Origin of the sequence: Streptomyces lasalocidi (assembly GCF_005280215.1) — a bacterium.
GTDB lineage: Bacteria > Actinomycetota > Actinomycetes > Streptomycetales > Streptomycetaceae > Streptomyces > Streptomyces longwoodensis.
On the sequence record NZ_SZNQ01000001.1, the window covers coordinates 7,037,098 to 7,061,982 of the forward strand.

A 24,885-nucleotide genomic window follows, 5' to 3' on the forward strand; every position below is an offset into this window, starting at 1 on the left:
CGGCCCGCTGGACATGTCGCCGACGAACTGCTACCCGCCGATGGTGCTCGGCTCTTTGCTGCCCGCCGTCTCCGGAGGGGTGTCGGGAGTCTGTCAGCAGTGTCCGTGATCTGTCGGCGGCATGTCGGTGGAGATTGCGACCTTGGGCGGGTTGGTGCTCTCCATGAGCACGCTGCCCCGGAGCGCTAGGAGCCTGTCATCGTGTCTTCCGCATCCCAGAGTCGACCGTGGGACGTTCACCGGCTGCCGTCCGCCGAGGGCATGACCTTTCTGGTCACCGGGGGTAACGCCGGGATCGGCTACTTCGCCGCGGAGCAGCTCGCCGCCACCGGCGCCGTCGTCGTACTCGGCAGCCGGGACGCCGCGAAGGCCAGTGCCGCCATCACCTCGATCCGCTCGCGCGTCTGCGGCGCGCATGTGCAGCACCTGCAACTGGACCTCGCCGACCTGTCGTCCCTGAAGACCGCCGTGGACAGGCTTGACCTCGATCAACTCGACGCGGTGGTCCACAACGCAGGGGTCGCGCTCGACGACCTGCCGCGCCGAGAGACCAAGGACGGCCACGAGTTGATGTTCGGCACCAATCACCTCGGCCACTTCGTGCTCACCCAGTGGCTGGCCCCCCTGCTGTCCGCGGCCCCGGCGGGCCGCATCGTGACCGTCGGAAGCTTCGCGGCGCGGTCCGAGCGACTGGACCTGGGAGACCTGCAGTCGACCCAGGACTATCGGCCCAAGCGCACCTACGGCCGATCGAAGCTGGCGCAGATGTGCTTCGGTTTCGAACTCGATCGCCGCCTGCGTGCTGCCGGCAGCACGGTGCTCAGCGTGGTGGCTCACCCCGGCGGCGCACTGGACTCCCTCACCCCGTCCCGCCCGCCGGTACACGTGACAAGCCCCGGTGAGCGGCTGCGAGCCCTGCCCACCGGGCTCTTGGTGCAGGGCAAGGACGCCGGAGCATGGCCCGTCGTCCGTGCCGTCCTCGACCCGGAGGTGCAGGGAGGACAGCTGTGGGGGCCGAGGATCTTCGGCCTGCGCGGCACACCACGGCGTGAGCCAGTCCCCTCTCACATGGCCGACCCGGCTGTCGCCGCTCGCCTCTGGGCCGCCAGCGCTGAGCTGGCCGGCACCGATCCGCACCTCGGCTTTCGGTAAGTCGGAGTCGCACCCAGGGCGCCATCCGGTGACCAACTGCCATGCCCGGCCGGCACAGGGCGCACCTGCCGGACGCTGGTCCTGCCCCGGCAGGTCAGGGAGCTGGCCAAGGCGCTCGGCGGCCGCGGCATCACGGTCAACTCCGTGGCCCCCGGCATCATCGACATCGACGTGAACGCCTCCTGGCTGCGCGGCAACGAGGCCGCCGAGCAGTCCGCCACCCAGCTCTCGGCGCTCGGCCGGGTGGGCCGGCCCGAGGACGTCGCCGACGTGGTCGCCTTCCTTGCCTCCGATGACGCCCGATGGGTCACCGGCCAGGTCCCCCGATCCGGGCCCCTGCCAAGGCGGCGAGCACGGACGGCATCGTCATCGACTCTTGACGAGAAGAGACCCGGGCACGGGCGAGGGCCCCTCACCCGCGGTGAGGGGCCCTCTCGCCTGAACTCTCGCACTCTCGCCTGAACGCCGTCCTGCGGACGGACGCCTCCGTGACGGCCGTGTCAGTCCGTCTTGCCGCGTCCCGAGAGCGCGTCGCGCAGCCGGTCCACCAGACCGGCTCCCGGCGCCAGCATCTTGTTGGCCGGCGGGTGGTCCGGCGCGGCCGGGTGCGGCCGGGTCGGCGCGACCTTCTTCGCCTGCCGCACCTTGTCGCCCAGCTGGTCCAGCGCCTCGGGGGGACAGGAAGCCCGCAGCCGCACGAAGAGGTTCCCCTCCTCGTCGGCCACGTGCGCGCGGATCTCCGCCATGAGCCTGGTCATGAGACGGTCGAACTCCGGGTCGTCCGCCTCGCAGCCCTCCAGGTCCTTCATCAGCTGCTCGGCCTCGGCGTGGTCCTCCAGCTCCTTGTCGGCCAGCGCGTCGCCGCCCGCCACGTGCTCGCGCACCGCCGGGTACAGGTACATCTCCTCGGCGACCGAGTGCCGCACGAGCTCCATGACCGCCTGCTCGGCGTACACCTTCCGCTTCTTGTCACCGGAGGGCAGCGCCTCGATCTTGCCGAAGAGCTCCTCGACCTCACGATGATCGGTCATCAGCTCGTCGATGACGTTCCCGCCGTGTCCCATGCCCTTTCACCTCCATGCCGATCGCGGCGGCCCCTGGCGGGCGCACCGCGGCCTGTCGAGTGCCCCGCTCCCGGACGGTCACACGGTGCCGTCGTTCAGCCCTCGGTGGACTGCTGGGTCCAGGTCCACGCGTAGTGCAGGAAGTCCGACACCGTCAGGGCGCCGAGGCCCGCGCTCGCCAGCCGGGTGGCCCGCGGCGCGACGGCGTACCCGCACACCAGGGCCCCCATCACCCAGGCGGCGGTGCAGAAGGGGCAGGCCACGAGGTCGCCCACCGCGCGCTGCACCCCGGAGCCGCGCGGCTCGTCCATGACCTCGGCGGCCTCGCCCTGGGCCGCCCGGCGGGTGAACGGCGCCCGTACGAAGCTGGTGATCTTGGCCCGGGTCAGCACCCGGGACATCTTGTACGTCGCCGTGCCGAGCAGGGCGACGTCCCACGGCGGCACCCGGTCGGGCAGCCGGACGCCGCGCCGCCGCGCCACCGCGGTGAACGTGCCGATCCCCGCCGTGAAGACGCCGGCGAGCACGGCGTACCCGACGAGGGGCGTCGCGTCCGCGGCGCCGTACCCCTGGTGGGTCTCGTGGCCGTCGCGGTCGTCGTGGCCGTCCTCGTGGACGGGGTTGGTCGTCATGGCACCTCCTGGAGCGTGTTCGGCGTCCCCGGGTACCCCGCGCCCGTGCGGCTATCGCCCCTGTTCGGAGGTCATTCGGCGGCGCGCAGCGCCGTCCAGGTCCCGCGGGTCACGACGCCGTCCGCCGTGAGGCCCCGGTCGCCCTGGAAGGCGCGGACCGCCTGCTCGGTGCCGGTGCCGAACTCGCCGTCCGGATCGCTGCCGGCGAGGCCGTAACCGCGCGCGGTGAGCATGCACTGCACCTGCCGCACCCGGTTGCCGCTGTCGCCCAAGGCGGTGCGCCCGCTGCCCCGGTAGTAGGTGCAGTCGTTGTTCCACGGTCGGCCGGCCGGCTCGGACGCGGGGGCGCTCGACGCGGGCGCGGGCCCGGTGGGGTCCGCGGCGCTCGCCGCGGGCGACGCGGCACCCGGCGGGGCGGCGGTGGCGTGACCCGCCACGGCCGGCGGGGTCGGACGTCCGGTCCCCCCGGACCCGGTGACGGCCCGCCCGCCCGGCTCACCGGCGACGGACGCCCCGTCGGAGACGCGGGACGCGGACGGGGACGCGCCGCCCCCGCGGGTACCGCCCGGCAGGGCGCCGGACGCCGTGGCGACCGCGTCCGGCGAGTGGGCCGTCGCCGGACCGTCCTCGCGGGTCAGGACGAGGACCCCGGCGGCCACGGCGGACAGGGTGACGCCCGCGGTGACGGCCAGCGCCTGCTTGCGCCGCAGGCGCCGGACCCGTAACGCCGCGGGGGTGACCCCGGCGGCCGGCCCGGGGGCGGGGTCGGGTTGCCGTGCGCCGGGGGAGTGCGCACCTGCCCGCTCCAGGGCGCGCCCGTACGTCTCCGCCCGTGGGCCCTGCCCGTCGGCGGCCGCCGGGAGCAGTCCGGCCCGTGCCCGCACCGCCGGCGGCCACAGCAGGGCCGCCCGCGCCACGGGGAGCCGGTGCAGGGTGTCGTACGCCCGCTGCCGCGCCAGCACCCGGCTGCGCACGGGCTCGGGCCAGCCGGCGACCGGGACGTGCGGCTCCGCGGCGTCTACGAGGTCCTGCGGGGTCGGCCGGTCGGCGGGCTCCTTGGCCAGGCAGCGGGTCAGGAGGGTGCCCAGCGCGGGGTCGCCCACCGCGACCGCGCCGATCACGTCCGGGTCGGGCTCCTCGAAGGCCACCCGGTGCATCACGTCGACGCCGGTGCCGTCGCCGAACGGGCCGCGCCCGGCCGCCGCGTAGACCAGTGACCCGGCGAGCGAGAACACGTCGGAGGCGGTGTCGCAGTGACCCGTGCGCAGGTACTCCGGGGACATGTAGGCGGGGGTGCCCACCCGGTTGCCGGTGCCGGTGACGGCGCTCGCGTCGACGGCCTTGGAGATGCCGAAGTCGATGACGTGGGCGCCGTCGGGGCAGAGCAGGACGTTGGACGGCTTGAGGTCCCGGTGCACGACGCCGGCCGCGGACAGGGCGAGCAGCGCGCGCCCGAGGTCCGCGAGCAGCTGCCAGACGGCGGCGGTCGCCAGCGGGCCGTCCTCGCGGACCACGGCCGCCAGGTCCACGCCGGGCAGGTACTCGGTGGCCATCCACAGCAGGTCGTCGTCCAGGCCCGTGCCGCACAGCCGGGGCGCGTACGGCGGGCCGACGCGGGCGTGCACCGCCGCCTCGTGGGCGAAGCGCCGCTGGAAGCGGGGGTCCTCCGCGTACTCGGGACGGATCACCTTGACCGCGAACAGTCCGGGCCCGTCGTCGGCGGACCGCGCCAGGTAGACGCGCCCCATGCCGCCGCTGCCCAGCAGGGCGAGGGGGACGTGGGGGCCGACCCGGAGCGGGTCGCCCGGCCGCAGGGGAGCGGCGCCGGTCTGCCGGAGTGCCGCCGATTCGTGCGCGGTGGGGCTCGGTGGTGTGGTCCGGTCGGACACGGAACTCCCGAAGTGATGTTCGCCGTACGCCAGTTCGCTCGCAGAAGGGTCACGAGGCTAGCCCAGGCGGGGCTCCTGGTCAGGCGTTCGAACAGTTCCGAGGGGTCAGGGGCGCGGCCAGGGGCGGCCGCCGATGCGCTCGATGCCGTGGTTGAAGCGGCGCAGGTAGCCGGCGAAGGCGGCGATGTCGTCGTCGGACCAGTCGGCCATCACCTGGTCCAGCACCTCGACGATGCCCTCGCGCTCCTCGTCCAGCAGACGGGAACCCTCCGCGGTGATGCGGAACCTGCGGGCCATCCCGCCGCCCGGGTCCGCGATGCGCTCCAGCAGTCCGGCGCGGGTGGCGGCCGCCGTCTGCCGGTTGAGGGTGGAGGCGTCCAGGCCGAAGGCGTCGCTCAGTTCGCCGATCGTCATCGGGCCCTGGACGCGGATCCGGCTGAGCAGGATGTAGGCACTGCGCTCCAGCACGCCGTCCTGGCGCCGCCCCCCGCGCCGGCTGAGGAAGGTGTGGCGGCTGAGCAGCATCTGCTCGTACTCGACGTCGTGCGTCGGCCTCTCCATGCGCGGGCCTCCTGTTCGTGGTGCGCCTCCCATCCTTGCACACGGGCGTGCATCAGCCACAAGGCATGCGTCATACACGTCACATGTATGATGCACATCCCTTCGTCATCCTTCCCCCGGTCCACCGACAGAGAGTCGAGGAGTCCTCCATGGACGCCCCCCAGCCCCCCGCGCGCACCGGCGGCGTGGTCGCCACGCTCGCGCTGGCCGGCACCACGGCCGCGATCATGCAGACCCTGGTCACCCCGCTGATAGCCGAGCTGCCGCAGATCCTCGACACCTCGTCCTCGAACGCGGCCTGGGTCATCACCGTCACCCTGCTGGTGGCCGCGGTCTGCGTGCCGATCTCCGGCCGGCTCGGCGACCTCGTCGGCAAGCGCCGGATGCTGCTCGCCTGCGCCGTGCCCCTGGTCGCCGGCTCGGTGGTGTGCGCCCTCGCCTCCGGCGTCGTGCCGATGATCGTCGGACGCGGGCTGCAGGGCATGGGCATGGGCATGGTGCCGCTGGGCATCGCCCTGCTGCGCGACGTCGTCCCGGCGGAGAAGCTCAGCTCCTCCATCGCCCTGGTCAGCGCCTCCATGGGCATCGGCGGCGGCCTCGGCCTGCCCATCGCCGCCGCGATCGCCCAGTACGCCGACTGGCGGGTGCTCTTCTGGGGTTCGGCCGGCCTCGCCGCCGCCATCGGCGTGCTGATCTGGTTCCTGATCCCGGACGTGCCGGCCGCTGCCCAGGGGCAGCGCTTCGACCTCGCGGGCGCGCTCGGCCTCGCCGTCGGCCTGGTGTGCCTGCTGCTCGCGGTGTCCAAGGGCGCCGACTGGGGCTGGGGTTCGGCCACCACGCTCGGCCTGTTCGCCGCCTCCGTGGCCGTCCTGCTCGCCTGGGGCCTGTGGGAGGTGCGCACCACCGACCCGCTGATCGACCTGCGCACCACGGCCCGCCCCCGGGTGCTGCTCACCAACGTCGCCTCGGTGTTCGTCGGCTTCGGCATGTACGCGAGCATGCTGGTGATGCCGCAGCTGCTGCAGTTCCCCGAGGCCACCGGCTACGGCCTGGGCCAGTCGATGCTCGCGGCCGGCCTGTGGATGGCGCCCGGCGGCATCATGATGATGGTCGTCTCGCCGCTGGGCGGGAAGCTCACCAACGCCCGCGGCCCCAAGTTCACCCTGGTCTGCGGTGCGCTCGTGCTGGCCGCCGGGTACGCGCTCGCGCAGGCCCTGATCGGCACGGCCTGGGGCGTCATGCTCGTCACCCTGGTCACCAGCGGCGGCGTGGGCCTGGCCTACGGGGCGATGCCCGCCCTGATCATGGGCTCGGTCCCGCTGTCCGAGACCGCCGCCGCCAACGGCTTCAACACCCTGATGCGCTCGCTCGGCACGTCGATCGGCTCGGCCGTCATCGGCGTGATCCTCGCCCAGATGACCACCACGAGGGGCGGGTACACCTTCGCCTCCGAGGGCGGCTTCCGCACCGCGCTGCTCATCGGCGGCGGTCTGGCGCTGGTCTCCGCGGCGATCGCGGCCGTCATCCCCGCCGTGCGGGCCGAGCCGCTGCGACCCGCGTCGGACCCGGCCGGCGAGCCCGGCGGGGCCCCGGTGGCGCGGGCCTGACCCGCCCCGGGGGCGGCGGGGGAGAGGGGCCGTGAGACCGTGCGGCATGCCCGAACAGCTCCGGTACTTCTTCGAGCTCGGCGTCCCGCACACGCCGCTGTGGCCCTTCGCCCTGGACAGCCCGTACGGCTACCCCACGGACCTGCACCGCCTGCCGCTCGGCCCGGCCACCCGCGCTGAACTGGTCCGGCTGTGCGAGCGCTACCAGACCTCCGTCGACTGGAGCGACCCGGCGGGTCTGTCGCCGTGGACGGAGGAGGAGCACGAGGCCTTCCGGGAGGAAGCGCGCGCGGCGTTCGAGGCCCTGCGGGGCGAACTGGGCGGGGACTTCACCGTCGTCGACGAGAGCCTGCTCTGAGGGCCGGGCCGCACACGGGAAGGGGGAGGGCGCCGTCCCACGGCACCCTCCCCCTCCCCGTGCGTCAGCGACGATCAGGCGGCGACGGTCTCGCCCGCGTGGCCGTGCAGGCGCGCGACGACCTCGGTGAGCTGCGCGGCGACCTCGGCGTCGTCGACCGGGTGGATCTCGGCGAAGCGGGTCACGGAGCCGGGGATCGAGAGCTTGATGTCCTCGATGACCCGGCCGCCGGCGATGCCCACGGCCTTGCGGGTCTCGTCCTGCGCCCACACGCCGCCGTACTGGCCGAAGGCGGTGCCGACCACGGCGACCGGCTTGCCGCCGAAGGCGCCGGCGCCGTAGGGGCGGGACAGCCAGTCGATGGCGTTCTTCAGCACGGCGGGGATGGTGCCGTTGTACTCGGGCGAGAAGAACAGGAAGGCGTCGGACGCCTGGGCGGCCTCACGCAGTTTGGCGGCCGGGGCCGGCACGGCGCCCTCGATGTCGAGGTCCTCGTTGTAGAAGGGGATCTCGGCCAGGCCCTCGAAGAGCACCACCTCGGCGCCCTCCGGAGCGAGCTTGACGGCCGCCTCGGCGAGCTGGCGGTTGTGCGAACCGGCGCGGAGGCTGCCGACGAGCGCGAGGATGCGAACAGACATGGGGGTACTCCCAGGGAGGCTGAAACATTGCGGTAACGATCCGGACCGAGGTCCGTTTAATTTCTAGCACTGTAACCGGACCGCGGTCCAGTTTGATTCCCGGTGCTTTACGCTGTCTTCATGTCCGCCGCGCTGCCCCCCTTCCCGCACACCGAGGAGCCCTTCGGCCGAACCGAGTTGCTCCAGCTCGACACCACCGCCCACGAACCCGACGCGTGCCTGCGGGCCGACGCCGCCCGCAACCGGGCCCGGCTGCTGGACGCCGCCGCCCGGCTGGTCGCGGAGCACGGCGCGGCCGGGGTCACGATGGAGGCGGTGGCCACCGCGGCGAACGTCGGCAAGGGCACCGTCTTCCGCCGCTTCGGCGACCGTACCGGCCTGCTGACCGCGCTGCTGGACCACTCCGAGAAGAAGTTCCAGGCCGCTTTCCTCGGCGGGCCGCCCCCGCTCGGACCCGGCGCGCCGCCCGTGGAGCGGCTGCGCGCGTTCGGCTGCGCCATGCTGCGGCGCTCCGCCGAACAGCTCGACCTGCAGCTGGCGGCCGAGCCCAGCGCGGACCGCCGTTTCGCCTCGCCCCCGCTGCGCGTGCTGCACGGCCACGTCGCCCTGCTGCTGCGCCAGGCGGTCCCGGACGCGGACACCGAGCTGGTCGCGCACACCCTCATGGGGTACCTCAACCCCGTCCTCATCCACCACCTCACCCGCCAGTGCGGGATGCCGCTGGAGCGGCTGGAGGCCGGCTGGACGGACCTGGTCGACCGCGTGACCGCACCGGAGCACCACACCTCCGCGGCACCGGCCCCGGGCCCCAACTCCTGACCCCGGGAAGGGTGTTGACGGACGGAGGTTGACGCCCCCGGTCGGAGGCGAGCGGCGGCCCTCTGCCAAGATGCCGTACGTCATGGTGCAGATTCCCGACCCGCCCGCGCCGCCGTCGCCGGCGTCGCGCCCCGTGCCCACGAGCGCCGACGTGGCCCGCCTGGCCGGCGTCTCGCGCGCCACCGTCTCCTACGTGCTGAACAACGCCGGCGCCGTACGCATCAGCGAACCCACCCGCCGCCGCGTCCACGAGGCCGCCCGCGAACTCGGCTACGTCCCGCACGCCGCCGCCCGCAGCCTGCGCGCCGGCCACAGCCGCATGGTCCTGATGCCCGCCCCGCCCGTGCCCGCCGGCCCGCTCTACAGCCAGTTCGTCCACGACTTCCAGCAGGCCCTCAGCCGCCTGGACTACACCGTCGTCCAGTACGGCGCCAGCGGGCTGCGCGGCGACGAGGCCGCCCGCGCCTGGGCCGAGCTGCGACCGGTCGCCGTCCTGGTGCCGGGACCCGGCATCGGCCCGGAGGGCGTTGCCGTCCTCAAGCGGTCCGGCGCCCGCGCGGTGGTCACGCTGGGCTGCGACCGGGTCGACGGCGCCCACGCCCTGCTGCTGGACCACGAGCGGGTCGGCCGGGCCGCCGCCCGGCACCTGTACGACCGCGGCCGGCGGCGCGTCGGCGTCGTGGTGCCCCGCGAGCGGGGCCTGGACATGTTCTCCCGGCCGCGGCTGGCCGGGGTCCGCGCCGCCCTGGACGGCACGGACGCCACCGTCACCGAGCTGTCCCTCGCCTACACCGAGGAGTCCGCGCGCGCCCTCGCGGCCCGCTGCCGCGAACTCGGCCTCGACGCCGTGTTCGCGTTCAACGACGAGTACGCCGTGCTGGTGCTGAGCGCCCTCTCCGACCAGGGCGTCCGCGTCCCCGAGGACACGGCCGTCATCGGCGCCGACGACCTCCTCCTGGGCCGGCTGGTGCGCCCCCGGCTCAGCACCGTCCACATCCGGCTGCCCGCCGGCCGGGACCTCGCCGAACTCGTCGACCGAGCGGTCCGCAACCCCGGCGCCCCACCCGAGGCCCGCGAACTCCTCGCGGCGACGGTGGTGGGACGCGAGTCCAGCTAGTCCGGCCCGTCCGGCTAGTCCGGCCAGGACGGGCCCTCGCGGAGCACGACTAGCATGGTGTGGGCTCGACCAGTGGTCACCGAACGGAGAGCCGCATGCCGATGCTCGACCGCGCCACCTGGCAGCCCCGTCCCCTCAGCGGATCCGCGTACACCGTCACCGAGCCCGCCACCGGCGAGGCGCTCGGGACGGTCGCCCTGGCCGCCGCGGAGGACGTCGGGCCGGCCGTGGAGGCCGCCGTCGCCGTCCAGCGGGAGTGGGCCCGCGCCCCGCACCTCGTCCGCGCGGCGGTCCTGCGCCGGGCCGGCGACCTGTTCACCGAGCACGCCGACGAACTGCGCGCCTGGCTGGTCCGGGAGTCCGGCTCGGTCGCCGGCAAGGCCGACTTCGAGCTGCACGTCGCCGCCCAGGAGTGCTACGAGGCCGCCGCGCTCGCCTCCCGCCCGGCCGGGCACGTCCTGCCCAGCGAGGCGCCCCGGCTGTCGTACACCCGCCGGGTGCCCGTGGGCGTCGTCGGGGTGATCGCGCCGTTCAACTTCCCGCTGATCCTGTCCATCCGCTCGGTCGCGCCCGCGCTGGCCCTGGGCAACGCCGTCGTCCTCAAGCCCGACCCGCGCACCGCCGTGTGCGGCGGCCTCTCGCTCGCCGCGGTCTTCGCGGCGGCGGGCCTGCCCGACGGTCTGCTGCACGTCCTGCCCGGCGGCCCGGACACCGGCGCCGCGCTGGTCGCCGACCCGCGCGTCCCCGTGCTCTCCTTCACCGGCTCCACCACGGCCGGCCGGGCCGTCGGCGAGGCCGCCGGACGCCACCTCAAGCGCGCCCACCTCGAACTCGGCGGGAACTCGGCGCTGGTGGTGCTGGAGGACGCCGACCTCGACGCGGTGGTCTCCACGGCCGCCTGGGGCTCGTTCTTCCACCAGGGCCAGATCTGCATGACCACCGGCCGCCACCTGGTGCACGCCTCCCTCTACGAGGAGTACGTGGAGCGGCTGGCCGCCAAGGCCGACGCGCTGACCGTCGGCGACCCGCACCGGGACCCCGTCCACCTCGGACCGCTCATCGACGAGGGTCAACTGGCCAAGGTGCACGCCTTGGTGGGGTCCAGCGCGGCGGCCGGCGCGAAGCTCGTCGCGGGCGGCACGCACGAGCGGCTGTTCTACCGGCCGACGGTGCTGGCCGGCGTGGACGACGACACCCCGGCCTACGCCGAGGAGGTCTTCGGCCCCGTGGCGCCCGTACGGGCGTTCCGCACCCCCGAGGAGGCGGCGGCCCTCGCCGCGCGCAGCGGCTACGGGCTGGCCCTCGGCATCGTCACCCGCGACACCGCACGCGCCCTCGACCTCGCCGAACGCGTCCCGACCGGGATCGTCCACATCAACGACCAGACGGTCAACGACGAACCCGTGGCCCCCTTCGGCGGGGTCGCCGCCTCCGGCACCGGCGCCCGCTTCGGCGGCGAGGCCAACCTGGAGGCCTTCACCGACGTGCGCTGGACGACGGTGCGCGGGGACGTGGCGACGTACCCCTTCTGACCGGGGGCGCGGTGGGGGACCTTACTCGGCGGACCCGGGCGCCTCGGCGGAACCGGACGCCGCCTGCTGCTCGGCGATCTGCTTGCGGACCTCGTCCATGTCCAGCTTGCGGGCCTGCCCGATGACGTCCGTGAGCGCGGCCTCGGGCAGCGCACCCGGCTGGGCGAAGATCGCGACCTGGTCGCGCACGATCATCAGCGTGGGGATCGACTGGATGCCGAAGGCCGCGGCCAGCTCGGGCTGCGCCTCGGTGTCCACCTTGCCGAACACCAGGTCGGGGTTGTCCTCGGCGGCCTTCTCGTACACCGGTGCGAACTGACGGCACGGCCCGCACCAGGACGCCCAGAAGTCGATCAGGACGAACTCGTTGTCCGTGACGGTCTGGTCGAAGTTCTCCTTGGTGAGCTCCACGGTGCTGCTCATGACGTCATTCCCTCTTCCCGGTGCTTCCTGCCAGGTGGGTCCTGGCAGGCCGAAGCCGTCCGCACAACGCGGCCGGCGGATCGCGTATTCCGCGCCCCTACCCGTGTGGCCGGGCAGCACACTCACCCTCCAGACTGACCCCATGACGGAAACGGAAACCATCGCTTACGACGTCGTGGTGCTCGGCGCCGGCCCCGTGGGCGAGAACGTCGCCGACCGCACCCGTGCGGCCGGTCTGTCCACCGCGGTCGTGGAGAGCGAGCTGGTCGGCGGCGAGTGCTCCTACTGGGCCTGCATGCCGAGCAAGGCGCTGCTGCGCCCGGCGATCGCCCGCGCCGACGCCCGCCGCGTGCCGGGCCTCCGCCAGGCGGTCCAGGGCCCCCTGGACGCCGCCGCGGTCCTCGCCCGCCGGGACTACGAGACCTCGCACTGGAAGGACGACGGCCAGGTCCAGTGGCTGGAGGGCGTCGGAGCCGACCTCTACCGCGGCCAGGGCCGGCTGACCGGCCCCCGCACGGTGAGCGTCGGCGACAAGGTCCTCACCGCCCGCCACGCCGTCGCCGTCTGCACCGGCAGCCGGGCGGCCCTGCCCGACCTGCCCGGCCTCGCCGACATCACCCCCTGGACCAGCCGCGAGGCGACCAGCTCGCAGACCGTGCCGGGCCGGCTCGTCGTGGTCGGCGGCGGTGTCGTCGCCGTCGAGATGGCCACCGCCTGGCAGGCCCTCGGCTCACGGGTGACCCTGCTGGTGCGCGGCGAGGGCCTGCTCCCGCGGATGGAGCCCTTCGCCGGCGAACTCGTCGCCGAGGCGCTCACCGAGGCCGGGGCGGACGTGCGCACCGGCACCTCCGTCGCCTCGGTCGCCCGCGCGGACGACGGCTCGGTCGTCGTCACCACCGGGGGCGGCGAACGGATCGAGACCGACGAGGTCCTCTTCGCCACCGGCCGCGCCCCGCGCACCGACGACATCGGCCTGGAGACGGTGGGCCTGGAGCCGGGCTCCTGGCTGGACGTCGACGACAGCCTGCGCGTCACCGGCACCGACTGGCTGTACGCGGTCGGCGACGTCAACCACCGCGCCCTGCTCACCCACCAGGGCAAGTACCAGGCCCGCATCGCGGGCGCCGCCATCGCCGCCCGCGCCTCGGGCGTGCCCCTGCTGGAGACCGACCCGTGGGGCGCCCACGCGGCCACCGCCGACCACCACGCCGTCCCGCAGGTCGTCTTCACCGACCCCGAGGCGGCGGCCGTGGGCCTGTCCCTGGCGGAGGCCGAGCAGGCCGGCCACCGGGTACGCGCCGTGGACGTCGACCTGGCGTCGGTGGCCGGCGCGGGCCTGTACGCCGACGGCTACCAGGGCCGCGCCCGGATGGTCGTCGACCTGGAGGAGGAGATCGTCCTCGGGGTGACCCTGGTCGGCCCCGGCGTCGGCGAACTGATCCACTCCGCCACCGTCGCGGTCGCCGGCCGCGTCCCGGTCAGCCGCTTGTGGCACGCGGTCCCGTCGTACCCGACGATCAGCGAGGTGTGGCTGCGGCTGCTGGAGGCGTACCGGGGGTAGCCCCCCGGGGGCTCACGGCAGGTCGAAGCCCAGTTCCCGGGCGGCGCGCTCGGGGGTGGGCTGGGCCCAGCGCTCGGCCACGGCGTCCTGCGAGGACAGCGAGCGCGTTTCGGCGCGGTCGAGGTAGAGGGTGCCGTCGAGGTGGTCCGTCTCGTGCTGGACGATGCGGGCGGGCCACCCGGTGACGACCTCGTCCAGCGGTCGGCCCTGCTCGTCCGCGCCGGTCAGCCGCACCTCGGCGGGCCGGGCCACCACGGCCTGCCAGCCCGGCACGCTCAGACAGCCCTCGAAGAACGCGGCCCGCGCGGTGCCGACGGGCTCGTACGACGGGTTGACCAGGACCCGGAACGGCAGCGGCACCCGGCCACGGGCCACCCGCACCTCCTCGGGGACCGGTGCCGGGTCCTCGACGACCGCGATCCGCAGCTCCACGCCGACCTGCGGCGCGGCGAGGCCGACGCCCGGGGCGGCGCGCATGGTCACGCGCAGTGCCTCGACGAAGCGGGCCAGGAGCGCGGGGCCCAACTGGCCGTCGTAGCGCACCGTCCCGGCGCGCAGCACGGGGTCGCCGGCCGCGACGATCGGCAACGGGCCGCCCGCGGAGAGGAGTTCCTCGACGCGCTCGGCAAGGGGCGGACGACTGCGGGGAGATGCCATTCGGCCAGGATGCCACGGCGGTGGGGCGGGGACGAACGGACCACGGGCCCGGCTCCTCCAAGGGAACCGGGCCCGTGCGCCTCGGCCGTCCGGCCCCGCCTAGACCCGCGCGGACGCGGTGTCGAACTCGCCCGCCAGCGCGGATGCGATGCGCAGGTGCGACTGCGCCTCCTCGGCGCGCCCCTGGCGTTCGAGGGTGCGGCCGAGCAGCAGCCGGGCGTAGTGCTCGACCGGGTCGCGCTCGACGAGGACGCGCAGCTCGGCCTCGGCGCGGCGCAGTTGGGCCGAGTGGTAGTAGGAGCGGGCCAGCAGCAGCCGCGGCCCGGTCTGCTCCGGCACCTCGGCGACGAGCCCGTCCAGGACGCGCGCGGCGGCGGTGTAGTCCTTTGCGTCGAAGAACATCCGGGCGCGCTCCCAGCGCTCCGCCGGCTCCCCGTGGGCGTAGTACGCGGTGTCGTATGTCATGTCCACTCGTGACCTCCTTCGATGCGCTCAACCCGACCGGGTAGTTGAAAATTCCACAGTTCAGGGGTGGCGGCCGGGGACGGAACTGACGGGCGGCGTCCGGCGGAGCTAGGTTGTGGGGATGAGCAACCTTGACCGGCAGCCGGTGCCCGCCGCGTGCGGCGGCCGCGGATTCGTCGTCGCGGAGCCCGTGCGCGAGCTCCTCAGCCCCCGCACGGTCCAGCTGGGCGAGTCGACGGAGGTCCGCCGGCTGCTGCCCAACCTGGGCCGCAGGATGGTGGGCGCCTGGTGCTTCGTCGACCACTACGGACCCGACGACATCGCCGACGAGCCCGGCATGCAGGTCCCCCCGCACCCGCACATGGGCCTGCAGACGGTGAGCTGGCTGCACCAGGGCGAGGTGCTGCACCGCGACTCCACCGGCAGCCTCCAGACGATCCGCCCGCGCGAACTCGGTCTGATGACCTCGGGCCGGGCGATCAGCCACTCCGAGGAGAGCCCGACGTCGCACGCCCGCTTCCTGCACGGCGCGCAGCTGTGGGTCGCGCTGCCGGACGGCCACCGCCACACCGACCCGCACTTCGAGCACCACGGCGACCTGCCGGTCGTCACGGCGCCGGGCCTCGAGGCCACGCTCATCCTGGGCTCGCTGGACGGGGCGACGTCGCCCGGGACGACGTACACCCCGATCGTGGGCGCCGACCTGACCCTGGCCCGCGGGGCGGACGTACGGCTGCCGCTGGAGCCGGACTTCGAGTACGCGGTGCTGTCCATGGCGGGCGAGGCCCACGTCGACGGCGTCCCGGTGCTGCCCGGCTCGATGCTCTACCTCGGCTGCGGGCGCACCGAGCTCCCGATCCGCGCCGAGTCGGACGCGGGCCTGATGCTCCTGGGCGGCGAGCCGTTCGAGGAGGAGCTGATCATGTTCTGGAACTGGATCGGCCGCACCCAGGAGGAGATCGAACAGGCCCGCCACGACTGGATGACGGGCACCCGCTTCGGCGAGGTCAAGGGCTACGACGGCGCCCCGCTGCGGGCCCCGGAGCTGCCGGTGACGCCGCTGAAGCCACGGGGCCGGGTGCGCTGAACCGCCCGGCGTACGGGGGAGGCCGTCAGGCCACGGCGTCGTCGACCGTGTCCCGGATGTCCAGGTAGCCGTCCACCCCGGTGATCTCGCAGATCTGCCGGACCTGCGGGGACGGTGCGACCAGGCGCAGCCCGCCCGACCGGTGGGCGCGGATCAGCAGGGTCAGGAACGTCGAGTCGGCGAAGGTGATGCCGGAGGCGTCGAGGACCACGACGGGGTACTCCCGCGCCGCCCTGTCCAGCGCCTGCGCCAAGGGCGCGACCGAGTCCATGTCGTAGGCGCCGCGCGGGGCGATCACCCACGCCCCGCGCCGCTCGTACTGCGGCACGCCGGACCCGTGCGGTCCGTGGGCACCGGCCCGCTCCAGCAGTGGTGTCCCGCCCGCGGGGCTCGTGAGGGTGGGCACCGCGGCCTCGTCCCAGGGCACTGTCGGCTCCTCCCTGTGGCTCCCTGCCGGGAGTGCCAGTCTTCGGTTGCATGAAATCTATGTCATGTAAATCGATTCTGGCAAGCTCTGTCCCCTAGAATGCCGTTCATGGTTGGAGTGCCCGCACCACACACCGGATGGACCTTCATCACCAGCCACGCGCGCGTCCTGGCTGCGATCGCCGACAATCCGAACATCCGCGTCCGTGACATCGCCGCGCGCTGCCGGCTCACGGAACGGGCCGTCGCGCGGATCATCGCCGACCTCGAGCAGGACGGTTACCTCTCGCACACCCGCGAGGGGCGCACGAACACCTACCGCATCGATCCGGACAGGGTGCTGCGGCACCCGGCGGAAGCCGGGCTCACGGTGGCGTCGCTGCTCTCCCTGCTGGTGCAGGACGAGTCCGAGCGCACCAGGACGCCGACCGGCCACCTCTGACCCACGCGGCCCGACCGCACCTGCTGGGTGGCGGGCGGCACTTTCACGTGCGCCTGCCTGCGCTCACCCGTCGTTCCGGTCCCGCGGCCAGGCCCGCCACCGTCACGGCGGCCCAGCCCAGCGCACTGACGACCGCCCCGGCCCGCCGCAGCCGGCCCCGCAGCGCCCGGCCGAAGAAGAGGGCGTCGCCCACGTCCGAGGCGATGCGCACCGCACCGGCCGCGGTGAGGGCGGGCCCCTGCGGTGCGAGGAGCATCGCCAGGCCGACGGCCGCGTCCCGCCACGCCATCGAGCGCAGCACCAGCGCGGTGTGCGGCTCCACGGCGCCGTCCGCGTCGACCAGCCCGGCGGGCCGGGCGAGCAACGCCGGGCGGTACGCCGTCGCGACCCCGTAGGCGAAGGTCGCCGCCCCCTGGACCCGCAGTCCTCCGGTCCGCATCGCCGTCACCTCCACCCATCGGTCCGCCAGGTGCCCCGTTCCGCATGAGTACCCGGCTACGGCCGCCCGAGTGCACCACGGGGGCGGGGCGCCGCGACCGGGTACCCCTGGAGCATGAAGGCACTGGTGATCAACTGCACGCTCAAGAAGTCCCCCGAGCCCTCCAACACCGCCGCACTGGCCCAGGTGGTCGGCGACTGGCTGACGGAGAACGGCGCCGTCGAGGTGGAGTACGTCCGGGCCGTCGACCTGGACCTGCACCCCGGCGTGGTCAGTGAGGCCGTCGCCGCCGGGGACGACTGGCCGGCCGTCCACGACAAACTGCTGGGCGCGCAGATCCTCGTGATCGCGTCCCCCACCTGGCTCGGCCGGCCCTCCTCGGTGGCCCAGCGGGTCCTCGAACGCATGGACGCCATGCTCTCCGAAACGGACGACGACGGGGTACCCGTCGCCTACAACCGCGTCGCGGGGGTCGTCGTCACCGGCAACGAGGACGGCGCGCACCACGTGATCAGCGAGATCAACGGCGCCCTGTGCGACCTCGGCTACACCGTCCCCGGCCAGTCGTGGACCTACTGGCACCTCGGACCCGGCCCGGGCCCGGACTACCTCGACGACCAGCGCGGCCACGACTGGGCCCACAAGACCGGCCGCGCGATGGCCGCCAACCTGTACGGCACCGCACGGGCGCTGGCCGCCAACCCGCTGGGCGCCCCGCCCTCCTGACCCGACGGCTCCGTCGCACCCGGCCCGGGCGGAGCGGCCGGGGGACGGGCGCGGCGACGACGGCGGGAACGCCAGGCGGCGGTACGGGGCCCGACCGGACGGGAGCGAGCCCGTCCTTCCCTCCCGGCCGAGGGGTCGGTTCCCTGGCGGGGGAGCGGTGGAAGGACGGGCTCGCTGGTCTTCGGGGCCCGGCGGGCCGACCGGTGGCGCTGCTAGGAGCGCTTCTCGTCGCGCGCCTGGTGGAACGCGTCCGAAATGGTCTGCGCGGCGCCGGAGAGGGCTCCCTTGGTCTTGCCCCGGGCGCCGCCCTCCATCAGCTTCTCCGGCAGTTCCGTCAGGCCGGCCGGCTTGCGCGGGCCCGCCTCCAGGTCGAGGCGGTTGCACGCCTCGGCGAAACGCAGGTACGTGTCGACGCTGGCGACCACGATCCGGATGTCGATCTTGAGGATCTCGATGCCCACCAGGGAGACCCGCACGAACGCGTCGATCACCAGACCCCGGTCGAGGATCAGTTCCAGGACGTCGTAGAGGCCGCTGGAGCCCCCGCCGCCGCCCTGCTGCCGTGCCACGGTCACTTCGATCAGCCTCCTGCCGTCGAGTCAGCCACCCTGTAGGGGCGGCTTCCCTCGGACGGCGGGTATATCCGTCCCGCGCGGCACCGACCCGGGGCGGTCCGGCCCGGCCGGGCGGGTGACGGCCGTGCCCAGGGCGTCCCGGGTGGGTCCGTCCGCGCGGCGCCGGACCCGTCGCCGCCTACGGGGTGGCGAACGACGCGGACGTGGTCGTCGGCAAGATGGCCGGGCGCGGCCGGAGCGTGCCGGTGGAGCTGTTCCCGGGTGAGCCGGCCGCCGCTGTGCCGGACGTCCCGTGCGGGCCCGGTCGGCCCGGGGCCCACGACCGGTCGCCGCTACCCCTGGACGTCCCCGAGTGTCGAGGCCGTGACCGGCCCGCCGTCGGCGAAGTCGCCGGGCGGGATGCCGGGGTGGTGCCCGGCGGACGGCCCGGCGGGCTCCGCGTCCGCGGCCAGCCGCAGGCGGGAGACGATGCGGTAGCGGTCGCCGCGGTAGAGCGAGTGGACGTACTCGACGGGCCGGCCCGTGGAGTCGCTGGTGAGGCGTTCGAAGAGGAGGGCCGGGAAGAGCTCGGGCACGTCCAGCACCTCCGCCTCCGCCCGGGTGACCACCGTGGGCTCGATCGCCTGCGTCGCCTCGCTCACGTGCACGCCGTGGTGGGTGCGCAGGTGCTGGTAGAGATCGCCCTGCTCCAGCTCGCGGGCGGTGAGGCCGGGCACGGTGGCGGCCGGGATGTGCAGGTGCTCGATGGCGATGGGGGCGCCGTCGACCAGCCGCAGCCGGGCCACGTAGAAGATCTCGGCGGCGGGGGAGAGGCGCAGTTTGCGGCCCACCCGGGCGCCCGCCGGCATCGTGGTGAACTCCAGCAGCCGGCTCGTCCAGGTCCCCGAGGCCTGCGGCACGCTGAGCGACTGCCGGTCCTGCACCAGCTCCTGCGTGATCTTCTCCGGCGCCACGAAGACGCCCCGGCCGTGCTCGCGCACCAGGATGCCGGCGGTGACCAGCTCGGCGACCGCCGCTCGCAACGTCGGCCGCGACACGCCGAGTTGGGCGCACAGGGCGCGCTCGGAGGGGATGGCGTCCCCCGGGCTGCGTTCCTCCGCCATGGTGAGCACCGCGTCACGGACCCGCTCCCGCTTGAGGACCCCGCCCGTCGTCCGCGCCGCAGTGCCCGCCCCTGGTTCGTTCTCGGCCATCCGCACCGTCCCCTTCCCCCGCGCGCCCCGCGCCTTTGTCGTGCGGAGGCATCTGACCAGCTTCCGTGATGCGACCACAAGAGACCACTGGTAAAGGACCAGTTTACGACGCGGGTGTCCGGGTGTGCCGGACGTACCGCTCTCGGTCGCCCCAAACCCCGTACTCACGCAGGGGGTTGACGGCCTCATTGGTCCATGCCATTTTCTTCCACCACCAACAGGTTACTTGTCCAGTGGCGGTCAGCGAGGCAACTGGTCAAGTCTCCGGGGCATCGTTCCCCTGCCCCGCGCCATCCCTGAGCGTCTTCGAGGTGAACCGTGAAGTTCCGCCTGCTCGCCGGTGCGTCGTCCTCCCTCCTCCTGCTGACCACCCTCCTCACCGCCTGCTCCTCCGGCTCCGACTCCGGCTCCGGCGGGAGCGACGGCGACTCCGAACTGACCGTCTGGCTCATGCGGGACAGCGTCTCCGCCGCCTTCCAGAAGGAGTTCACGGACGCCTTCACCGCCGCGCACCCCGACATCCACCTGAAGGTGCAGATCCAGGAGTGGGACGGCATCGGCCAGAAGGTCACCGCCGCCCTGGCCAGCAATGACGCCCCCGACGTCATCGAGGTCGGCAACACCCAGGTCGCCCAGTACGCCCAGAGCGGGGGACTGGTCGACCTCACCGGCAAGAAGACCGACCTCGGCGGCGGCACCTGGCTCAAGGGGCTCGCCGAGCCCGGCGCCTGGGAGGGCAAGCAGTACGGCATCCCCTACTACGCCGCCAACCGCGTCGTCGTCTACCGCAAGGACCTCTTCCAGCGGGCCGGCGTCGATCCCGCCGCCATCAGGACCCGACAGCAGTGGCTCGCCGCCACCCGGAGACTCAACACCGGTGACCAGCAGGGCATTTACCTCACCGGTCAGACCTGGTACGCCCTCGCCGGGTTCATCTGGGACGAGGGCGGCGACCTCGCCGTCCGGGACGGCGGCACGTGGAAGGGCGCCCTGGACACCCCCGAGGCGCTGGCCGGCATGCGGTTCTACAAGGAGCTCCAGGCGCTCGGCAAGGGCCCGAAGGACGCGGACGAGGCCAACCCGCCGCAGGCGGAAGTGATGGCCGGGGGCAAGGTCGCCCAGATCATCTCCGTCCCCGGCGGCGCCAACGTCATCGCCCAGCACAACCCCCGGCTCAAGGGCAAGCTCGGCTTCTTCCCCATCCCGGGCAAGACGGCCGACAAGCCCGGCGCGGTCTTCACCGGCGGCTCCGACCTCGTCGTCCCGGCCGCCTCGCGGCACCAGGACGCCGCCTACACCTTCATCAAGGAACTCACCGGCGACACCTGGCAGAAGAAGCTGGCCCTCGCCATGAGCTACGTACCGAACAAGACCTCCCTCGCCCCCGCCGTCGCCTCCGACCCCGGCGCGGCCACCATGGCCGTCGGCGCCGCCGAGGGCCGCGCCACGCCCAACACGCCCGGCTGGGCGGCCGTCGAGGCGGAGAACCCGATCAAGGACTACATGACGGCCGCGCTCACCGGCCGGGACATGCGGCAGGCGGCGGCCGAGGCCTCCGCGGAGATCACCCGGGCGATGAACACCGCCTCGTGACCCGGCGCCCGCGCGCCCACGCCCGTCACTGAGCACCGCCGTCCCCCACGCCCCGTACGAGAGGAGGAGCCGTGCCGACCACCGAGGAACGGGCCCGGCCGCGGCCCCGGCCCGTCCCGGCGCCCGCCCCCGCGTCCCGTCGTCGCGGCGGCGACCGCGCCGGCGGCCGCTCCGGACCCTGGCCCTACCTGCTGATCGCGCCGACCGTCCTCGGCATGGCCTACCTGCTGCTCTACCCGCTGGCCCGCGCCGTCCTGATCTCCTTCCAGGACTTCCGGCTGCGCCAACTCATCTCCGGCGACGCGCGGTTCGTCGGCCTGGCGAACTACCGGGCCCTGCTCACCGACCCGCGGTTCTGGACGGTCGTACGCCGCACCTTCCTGTTCATGGCGGTCAACGTCGTCCTGATCATGGTCATCGCGCTGCTCGTGGCGCTGATGACCGAACGGCTCGGCAGGGTGTGGCGTAGCGTCGTCCTCAGCTCGCTCGTCCTCGCCTGGGCGATGCCGGTGGTCGCGGCGACCACCGTCTTCCAGTGGCTGTTCCACTCCGAGTTCGGCATCGTCAACTGGACCCTGACCTCGCTCGGCGCCCACTCCTTCGAGCGGTACCCGTGGTTCGCCCACGGCACGGCCGCCTTCGTCATCCTCGTCGTCCTGGTGGTGTGGCAGTCCGTGCCGTTCGCCGCCATCACCCTCTACTCCGCGCTCACCACCGTCCCCGCCGAACTCCAGGAGTCCGCACGTCTCGACGGAGCCGGCGCCTTCAGGATCCTGCGCTCGGTCACCCTCCCGCTGATCCGCCCCATCGTGATGCTGGTGCTCTGCCTCGAAGTCATCTGGACCTTCAAGGCGTTCGTGCAGATCTGGGTGATGACGAAGGGCGGCCCCGGCGACGCCACCACCATCCTGCCCGTCTACGCCGTGCAGACCGCCCTCTCCCAGCAGCGCTACGACCTCGGCTCGGCGGCCTCGATGATCACGGTGGTCCTGATGTCGGGCGTGCTCGTCCTGTACTTCCGCCAGATGTTCCGACAGGAGGACGAGCGGTGAGCGGCACCGTGCGCGGCGACCGCGTCCGCCGGCCCCACTTCCACGGCCCCCGCTTCCTTGCCCCCGGCTTTCCTGCCCGCGGCTTCCGTGCCCCCGGCTTCCGTCCGTCCCGGCTGCGGCGGCTCCCGCTGCACGCCGGTGCCGCCCTGACCGTGCTGGTCTGCCTGTTCCCCGTGTACTGGATGATCACGACCGCGCTCAAGCCGTCCCGTGACATCCAGTCGTCCGAGCCGCAACTCGTCCCGCACGCCTGGACGTTGGACCACTTCCGGACCGCCGTGGACGCACCGGGCTTCGCCCAGTTCTGGCGCAACAGCCTGCTGGTCACCGCGGGCGCCGTGCTGCTGTCCCTCGTCGTCGCCCTCGCGGCGGCCTTCGCCGTCGCCCGGATGCGCTGGCGGGGCCGCCGGCAGTTCGTGCTCGCCGTCTTCATCGCCCAGATGGCCCCGTGGGAGTCACTGATCATCCCGGTCTACATCATCGCCCGGGACACCGACATGCTGGACCGGCTGGCCACGCTGACCCTGGTCTACTTCATGATCACCCTGCCCTTCACCGTGATCGTGCTGCGCGGGTTCATCGCCACCATCCCGCCCGAACTGGAGGAGGCGGCACAGGTCGACGGCTGCACCCGGCCCGGCGCGTTCCGCCGCGTGGCGCTGCCGCTCCTCGCCCCCGGGCTGATGGCCACCTCCCTGTTCGGCTTCATCACCGCCTGGAACGAGTTCGCCTACGCCAACTTCCTCATCATCAAGAACCAGGACCAACGGACCCTGCCCGTCTGGCTGTCGTCCTTCCAGAACACCTTCGGCACCGACTGGGGCGCCACCATGGCCGCCTCCACCCTCTTCGCGCTCCCCGCCCTCGCCGTCTTCCTCCTGCTCCAGCGCCACGTCACGTCAGGACTCGCCTCGGGCGCGGTCAAGGGCTGAACCCGCACCGCGCGTGACGGCCGGGAGCCCTCGCACCCGCGCTCACCCACCGCCCCCGCGCCCGCACTCAAGCCCCCCGGCGCCTCTCCCGGAAGGCCATCCCCGTGCCCGTACCCCGCCGCGACCAGGCCCTGCTGCCCCGGCCCACCCGAGTCTCCCTGCGCTCCGGCCACTTCACGTTCGACGCGACCACCGCCCTGCACGCCACACCCGGCGCCGAGGCCGCCGCCGACCTGCTGCGCGACCTGTTGAGGCCCGCCACCGGCCTGCCCTTACCGACCTCGCCGTCCGGGACCGTCACCCTCGCCGTCGACGCCGGACTGCGCGGACTGGGCCGCGAGGGGTACGGCCTGACCGTCTCCCCGCACTCCGTCCTGCTCCGCGCCGCCCATCCGACGGGGCTGCTGCGCGGGGTGCAGACCCTGCGCCAACTCCTGCCCGAGGAAGCCCTGGTGCCGGTGACCGGCGGCCACCTCGGGCACGCGACGGAGCGAGAGCGGGAACGGGAACGGAATCGCGAACGGGACCGCCCGGACCGCTGGGAACTGCCCTGCACCGAGATCACCGACGTCCCCCACCGTTCCTGGCGCGGCCTGATGATCGACGTCGCGCGCCACTTCCACCCCGTCGACACCCTGCGCCGCCACGTCGACCTGCTCGCCCTGCACAAGCTGAACGTCCTGCACCTCCACCTCACCGACGACCAGGGCTGGCGAATGCCCGTCGCCGCCTACCCCCGCCTCACCACGATCGGCGCGCACCGCGCCGGCCCGGACGGCGCAGGTCCCCCCGGCGCTCCCGGCTCCTCGCGCCGCGGCCCGCTCCCGCACGCGGGTGCCTACACCCGCGCCGACCTCACCGGACTGGTCGACTACGCGGCGCGCCGGGGCGTCACCGTCGTCCCCGAGGTGGAGATGCCCGGCCACGTGCGCGCCGCCCTCGCCGCCTACCCGCACCTCGGCAACCATCCCGACCGCGTCCTGGACGTGTGGACCCGCTGGGGGGTGTGCGACACCGTGCTCGGCGTCCACGACGCCGTACTGGACTTCGTGCGCGCCGTACTCGACGAGGTGATGGACGTCTTCCCCTCGCCGTACGTCCACCTCGGCGGCGACGAGTGCCCCACCACCGAGTGGCAGCAGAGCGCCACCGCCCGCGCGCGGGTCGCGGCGGAGGGCCTGTCCGGGCCGGCCGACCTGCACGGCTGGCTCCTCGGACGGGCCGGTGCGCACCTCAGGGACCGCGGCCGCCACCCCGTCGCGTGGGCCGAGACCGGAACCGTCCTCCCGCCGGGCTTCACCGCGATGAGCTGGCGCGCGACCGCCCACGCGGCCGAGGCCCTGGCCCGGGGACACGACGTCGTCCTCACCCACCACCGCACCACCTACCTCGACTACGCACAGGACGAGGCACCCGGGGGCCCGCCCGTCCAGCCCGGCCCCGTCGTCGACCTGCGCACCGTCCACCGCGGCGACCCCGACCCCAGGACGTCCGCGCCCGGCGCCGGACGCGTCCTCGGCACCCAGGCACAGCTGTGGACCGAGTTCGCCCCCACCGCCGCCGACCTCGACCGACTGGCCTACCCCCGGCTGTGCGCCCTCGCGGACCGGGCCTGGTCGGGGCCCACGCCCTGGCCCGACTTCACCCGCCGGCTGACCGCGCACACGCGACGGCTGGACGCGCTCGGCGTGCGCCGCCACCCCACGCCCGCGGCGCCCCCCGAGGCGACCGCGGCCCGCACAGCACCATCCCCCTGACATCCCCCGGGCGGCACCCCACGCCCAGGGCGATGGCCCGCACAGCACCTCCCCCTGACATCCCCCGGGCGGCACCCGCCCCCAGGGCGATGGCCCGCACAGCACCCTCCGCATGACATCCGCCGGACGGAATCGCCCCCTGGGTGATCCCCCGGCCCACCCCACTGGATGACCCCACCACGGAGAGG

Annotated in this window: 26 protein-coding genes and 1 pseudogene; 15 read left to right on the forward strand and 12 right to left on the reverse strand. The window is 73.9% G+C overall.

The window, feature by feature from the left end:
• Nucleotides 1-201 precede the first annotated feature (201 nt).
• The gene (locus tag E4U91_RS31810) at nt 202-1,152 is read left to right on the forward strand and encodes an SDR family NAD(P)-dependent oxidoreductase (protein WP_137310006.1); all 951 of its coding nucleotides are present in this window, start codon (nt 202-204) and stop codon (nt 1,150-1,152) included.
• A gap of 102 nt (nt 1,153-1,254) precedes the next feature.
• Nucleotides 1,255-1,473 (forward strand): annotated as a pseudogene (locus tag E4U91_RS39270) (SDR family oxidoreductase); the annotation flags it as partial.
• A 179-nt stretch (nt 1,474-1,652) separates the two neighbouring features.
• Here E4U91_RS39270 and E4U91_RS31820 read toward each other — a convergent pair.
• The 4 genes from E4U91_RS31820 to E4U91_RS31835 all read right to left on the reverse strand — a co-directional run bounded on the left by E4U91_RS31820 (nt 1,653) and on the right by E4U91_RS31835 (nt 5,298).
• Nucleotides 1,653-2,216, reverse strand: coding sequence for a hemerythrin domain-containing protein (locus tag E4U91_RS31820; protein WP_137310007.1), 564 nt, complete (start codon nt 2,214-2,216; stop codon nt 1,653-1,655).
• Between the two features lie 95 nt (nt 2,217-2,311).
• Nucleotides 2,312-2,848 carry a DUF1360 domain-containing protein gene (locus E4U91_RS31825; protein WP_137310008.1) on the reverse strand — a complete coding sequence of 179 codons (537 nt, stop codon included), beginning with the start codon at nt 2,846-2,848 and terminating at the stop codon, nt 2,312-2,314.
• A gap of 71 nt (nt 2,849-2,919) precedes the next feature.
• On the reverse strand, nt 2,920-4,737 hold the full coding sequence (locus tag E4U91_RS31830) for a serine/threonine-protein kinase (RefSeq protein WP_241678752.1): 1,818 nt from the start codon (nt 4,735-4,737) through the stop codon (nt 2,920-2,922).
• A 105-nt stretch (nt 4,738-4,842) separates the two neighbouring features.
• On the reverse strand, nt 4,843-5,298 hold the full coding sequence (locus E4U91_RS31835) for a MarR family winged helix-turn-helix transcriptional regulator (RefSeq protein ID WP_137310009.1): 456 nt from the start codon (nt 5,296-5,298) through the stop codon (nt 4,843-4,845).
• Nucleotides 5,299-5,447: 149 nt separating this feature from the next.
• On the opposite strand from E4U91_RS31835, the gene E4U91_RS31840 reads away from it, so the two are divergent.
• Nucleotides 5,448-6,905 (forward strand): MFS transporter, encoded by a 1,458-nt coding sequence (locus tag E4U91_RS31840; protein ID WP_137310010.1) that lies wholly within the window; start codon nt 5,448-5,450, stop codon nt 6,903-6,905.
• Nucleotides 6,906-6,951: 46 nt separating this feature from the next.
• Complete coding sequence (locus E4U91_RS31845) at nt 6,952-7,263, forward strand: hypothetical protein (RefSeq protein ID WP_137310011.1); 312 nt, start codon at nt 6,952-6,954, stop codon at nt 7,261-7,263.
• Nucleotides 7,264-7,337: 74 nt separating this feature from the next.
• Here the strand turns inward: E4U91_RS31845 and E4U91_RS31850 are convergent, their stop codons facing one another.
• Nucleotides 7,338-7,901, reverse strand: coding sequence for an NADPH-dependent FMN reductase (locus E4U91_RS31850; protein WP_137310012.1), 564 nt, complete (start codon nt 7,899-7,901; stop codon nt 7,338-7,340).
• Nucleotides 7,902-8,021: 120 nt separating this feature from the next.
• Between E4U91_RS31850 and E4U91_RS31855 the strand changes: the two genes are divergently transcribed.
• The 3 genes from E4U91_RS31855 to E4U91_RS31865 all read left to right on the forward strand — a co-directional run bounded on the left by E4U91_RS31855 (nt 8,022) and on the right by E4U91_RS31865 (nt 11,369).
• Nucleotides 8,022-8,720, forward strand: a complete 699-nt coding sequence (locus tag E4U91_RS31855; protein ID WP_137310013.1) for a TetR/AcrR family transcriptional regulator — start codon at nt 8,022-8,024, stop codon at nt 8,718-8,720.
• Between the two features lie 70 nt (nt 8,721-8,790).
• Nucleotides 8,791-9,837, forward strand: a complete 1,047-nt coding sequence (locus E4U91_RS31860; protein WP_137310014.1) for a LacI family DNA-binding transcriptional regulator — start codon at nt 8,791-8,793, stop codon at nt 9,835-9,837.
• A 95-nt stretch (nt 9,838-9,932) separates the two neighbouring features.
• Nucleotides 9,933-11,369, forward strand: coding sequence for a benzaldehyde dehydrogenase (locus E4U91_RS31865; RefSeq protein WP_137310015.1), 1,437 nt, complete (start codon nt 9,933-9,935; stop codon nt 11,367-11,369).
• 21 nt (nt 11,370-11,390) lie between these two features.
• Here the strand turns inward: E4U91_RS31865 and trxA are convergent, their stop codons facing one another.
• Nucleotides 11,391-11,792 (reverse strand): thioredoxin, encoded by a 402-nt coding sequence (trxA, locus tag E4U91_RS31870; RefSeq protein WP_137310016.1) that lies wholly within the window; start codon nt 11,790-11,792, stop codon nt 11,391-11,393.
• Nucleotides 11,793-11,934: 142 nt separating this feature from the next.
• On the opposite strand from trxA, the gene E4U91_RS31875 reads away from it, so the two are divergent.
• Nucleotides 11,935-13,353 (forward strand): dihydrolipoyl dehydrogenase family protein, encoded by a 1,419-nt coding sequence (locus E4U91_RS31875; protein ID WP_137310017.1) that lies wholly within the window; start codon nt 11,935-11,937, stop codon nt 13,351-13,353.
• Nucleotides 13,354-13,365: 12 nt separating this feature from the next.
• Here E4U91_RS31875 and E4U91_RS31880 read toward each other — a convergent pair whose 3' ends face one another.
• A complete protein-coding gene (locus tag E4U91_RS31880) occupies nt 13,366-14,010 on the reverse strand; it encodes a peptide deformylase (RefSeq protein ID WP_137310018.1) in 645 nt (214 codons plus the stop codon).
• A gap of 99 nt (nt 14,011-14,109) precedes the next feature.
• The gene (locus E4U91_RS31885) at nt 14,110-14,475 is read right to left on the reverse strand and encodes a tetratricopeptide repeat protein (protein ID WP_137310019.1); all 366 of its coding nucleotides are present in this window, start codon (nt 14,473-14,475) and stop codon (nt 14,110-14,112) included.
• Nucleotides 14,476-14,596: 121 nt separating this feature from the next.
• On the opposite strand from E4U91_RS31885, the gene E4U91_RS31890 reads away from it, so the two are divergent.
• Nucleotides 14,597-15,562: a pirin family protein gene (locus tag E4U91_RS31890; RefSeq protein ID WP_137310020.1), complete on the forward strand. Its 966-nt coding sequence runs from the start codon at nt 14,597-14,599 to the stop codon at nt 15,560-15,562.
• Between the two features lie 25 nt (nt 15,563-15,587).
• On the opposite strand, the gene E4U91_RS31895 is transcribed toward E4U91_RS31890, so the two are convergent.
• Nucleotides 15,588-15,989 carry an STAS domain-containing protein gene (locus tag E4U91_RS31895; protein WP_137310021.1) on the reverse strand — a complete coding sequence of 134 codons (402 nt, stop codon included), beginning with the start codon at nt 15,987-15,989 and terminating at the stop codon, nt 15,588-15,590.
• A gap of 108 nt (nt 15,990-16,097) precedes the next feature.
• Between E4U91_RS31895 and E4U91_RS31900 the strand changes: the two genes are divergently transcribed.
• A complete protein-coding gene (locus E4U91_RS31900) occupies nt 16,098-16,430 on the forward strand; it encodes a helix-turn-helix transcriptional regulator (protein ID WP_168218205.1) in 333 nt (110 codons plus the stop codon).
• 43 nt (nt 16,431-16,473) lie between these two features.
• Here E4U91_RS31900 and E4U91_RS31905 read toward each other — a convergent pair whose 3' ends face one another.
• A complete protein-coding gene (locus E4U91_RS31905) occupies nt 16,474-16,869 on the reverse strand; it encodes a hypothetical protein (protein WP_174867887.1) in 396 nt (131 codons plus the stop codon).
• Nucleotides 16,870-16,983: 114 nt separating this feature from the next.
• Here E4U91_RS31905 and E4U91_RS31910 point away from each other — a divergent pair, with 114 nt between their 5' ends.
• Nucleotides 16,984-17,595, forward strand: a complete 612-nt coding sequence (locus E4U91_RS31910; RefSeq protein WP_137310024.1) for a flavodoxin family protein — start codon at nt 16,984-16,986, stop codon at nt 17,593-17,595.
• A 212-nt stretch (nt 17,596-17,807) separates the two neighbouring features.
• Here the strand turns inward: E4U91_RS31910 and E4U91_RS31915 are convergent, their stop codons facing one another.
• Both E4U91_RS31915 and E4U91_RS31920 read right to left on the reverse strand, forming a co-directional pair.
• Nucleotides 17,808-18,170 carry a gas vesicle structural protein GvpA gene (locus tag E4U91_RS31915; RefSeq protein WP_371554674.1) on the reverse strand — a complete coding sequence of 121 codons (363 nt, stop codon included), beginning with the start codon at nt 18,168-18,170 and terminating at the stop codon, nt 17,808-17,810.
• A gap of 332 nt (nt 18,171-18,502) precedes the next feature.
• A complete protein-coding gene (locus E4U91_RS31920) occupies nt 18,503-19,363 on the reverse strand; it encodes a GntR family transcriptional regulator (RefSeq protein WP_137310026.1) in 861 nt (286 codons plus the stop codon).
• 318 nt (nt 19,364-19,681) lie between these two features.
• On the opposite strand from E4U91_RS31920, the gene E4U91_RS31925 reads away from it, so the two are divergent.
• The 4 genes from E4U91_RS31925 to E4U91_RS31940 all read left to right on the forward strand — a co-directional run bounded on the left by E4U91_RS31925 (nt 19,682) and on the right by E4U91_RS31940 (nt 24,697).
• Nucleotides 19,682-20,956, forward strand: coding sequence for an extracellular solute-binding protein (locus E4U91_RS31925; protein ID WP_137310027.1), 1,275 nt, complete (start codon nt 19,682-19,684; stop codon nt 20,954-20,956).
• A gap of 71 nt (nt 20,957-21,027) precedes the next feature.
• Nucleotides 21,028-22,008, forward strand: coding sequence for a carbohydrate ABC transporter permease (locus tag E4U91_RS31930; protein WP_174867888.1), 981 nt, complete (start codon nt 21,028-21,030; stop codon nt 22,006-22,008).
• Nucleotides 22,009-22,121: 113 nt separating this feature from the next.
• Nucleotides 22,122-22,940 carry a carbohydrate ABC transporter permease gene (locus tag E4U91_RS31935; RefSeq protein WP_137311104.1) on the forward strand — a complete coding sequence of 273 codons (819 nt, stop codon included), beginning with the start codon at nt 22,122-22,124 and terminating at the stop codon, nt 22,938-22,940.
• A gap of 104 nt (nt 22,941-23,044) precedes the next feature.
• Complete coding sequence (locus tag E4U91_RS31940) at nt 23,045-24,697, forward strand: beta-N-acetylhexosaminidase (RefSeq protein WP_137310028.1); 1,653 nt, start codon at nt 23,045-23,047, stop codon at nt 24,695-24,697.
• Nucleotides 24,698-24,885: the final 188 nt, after the last annotated feature.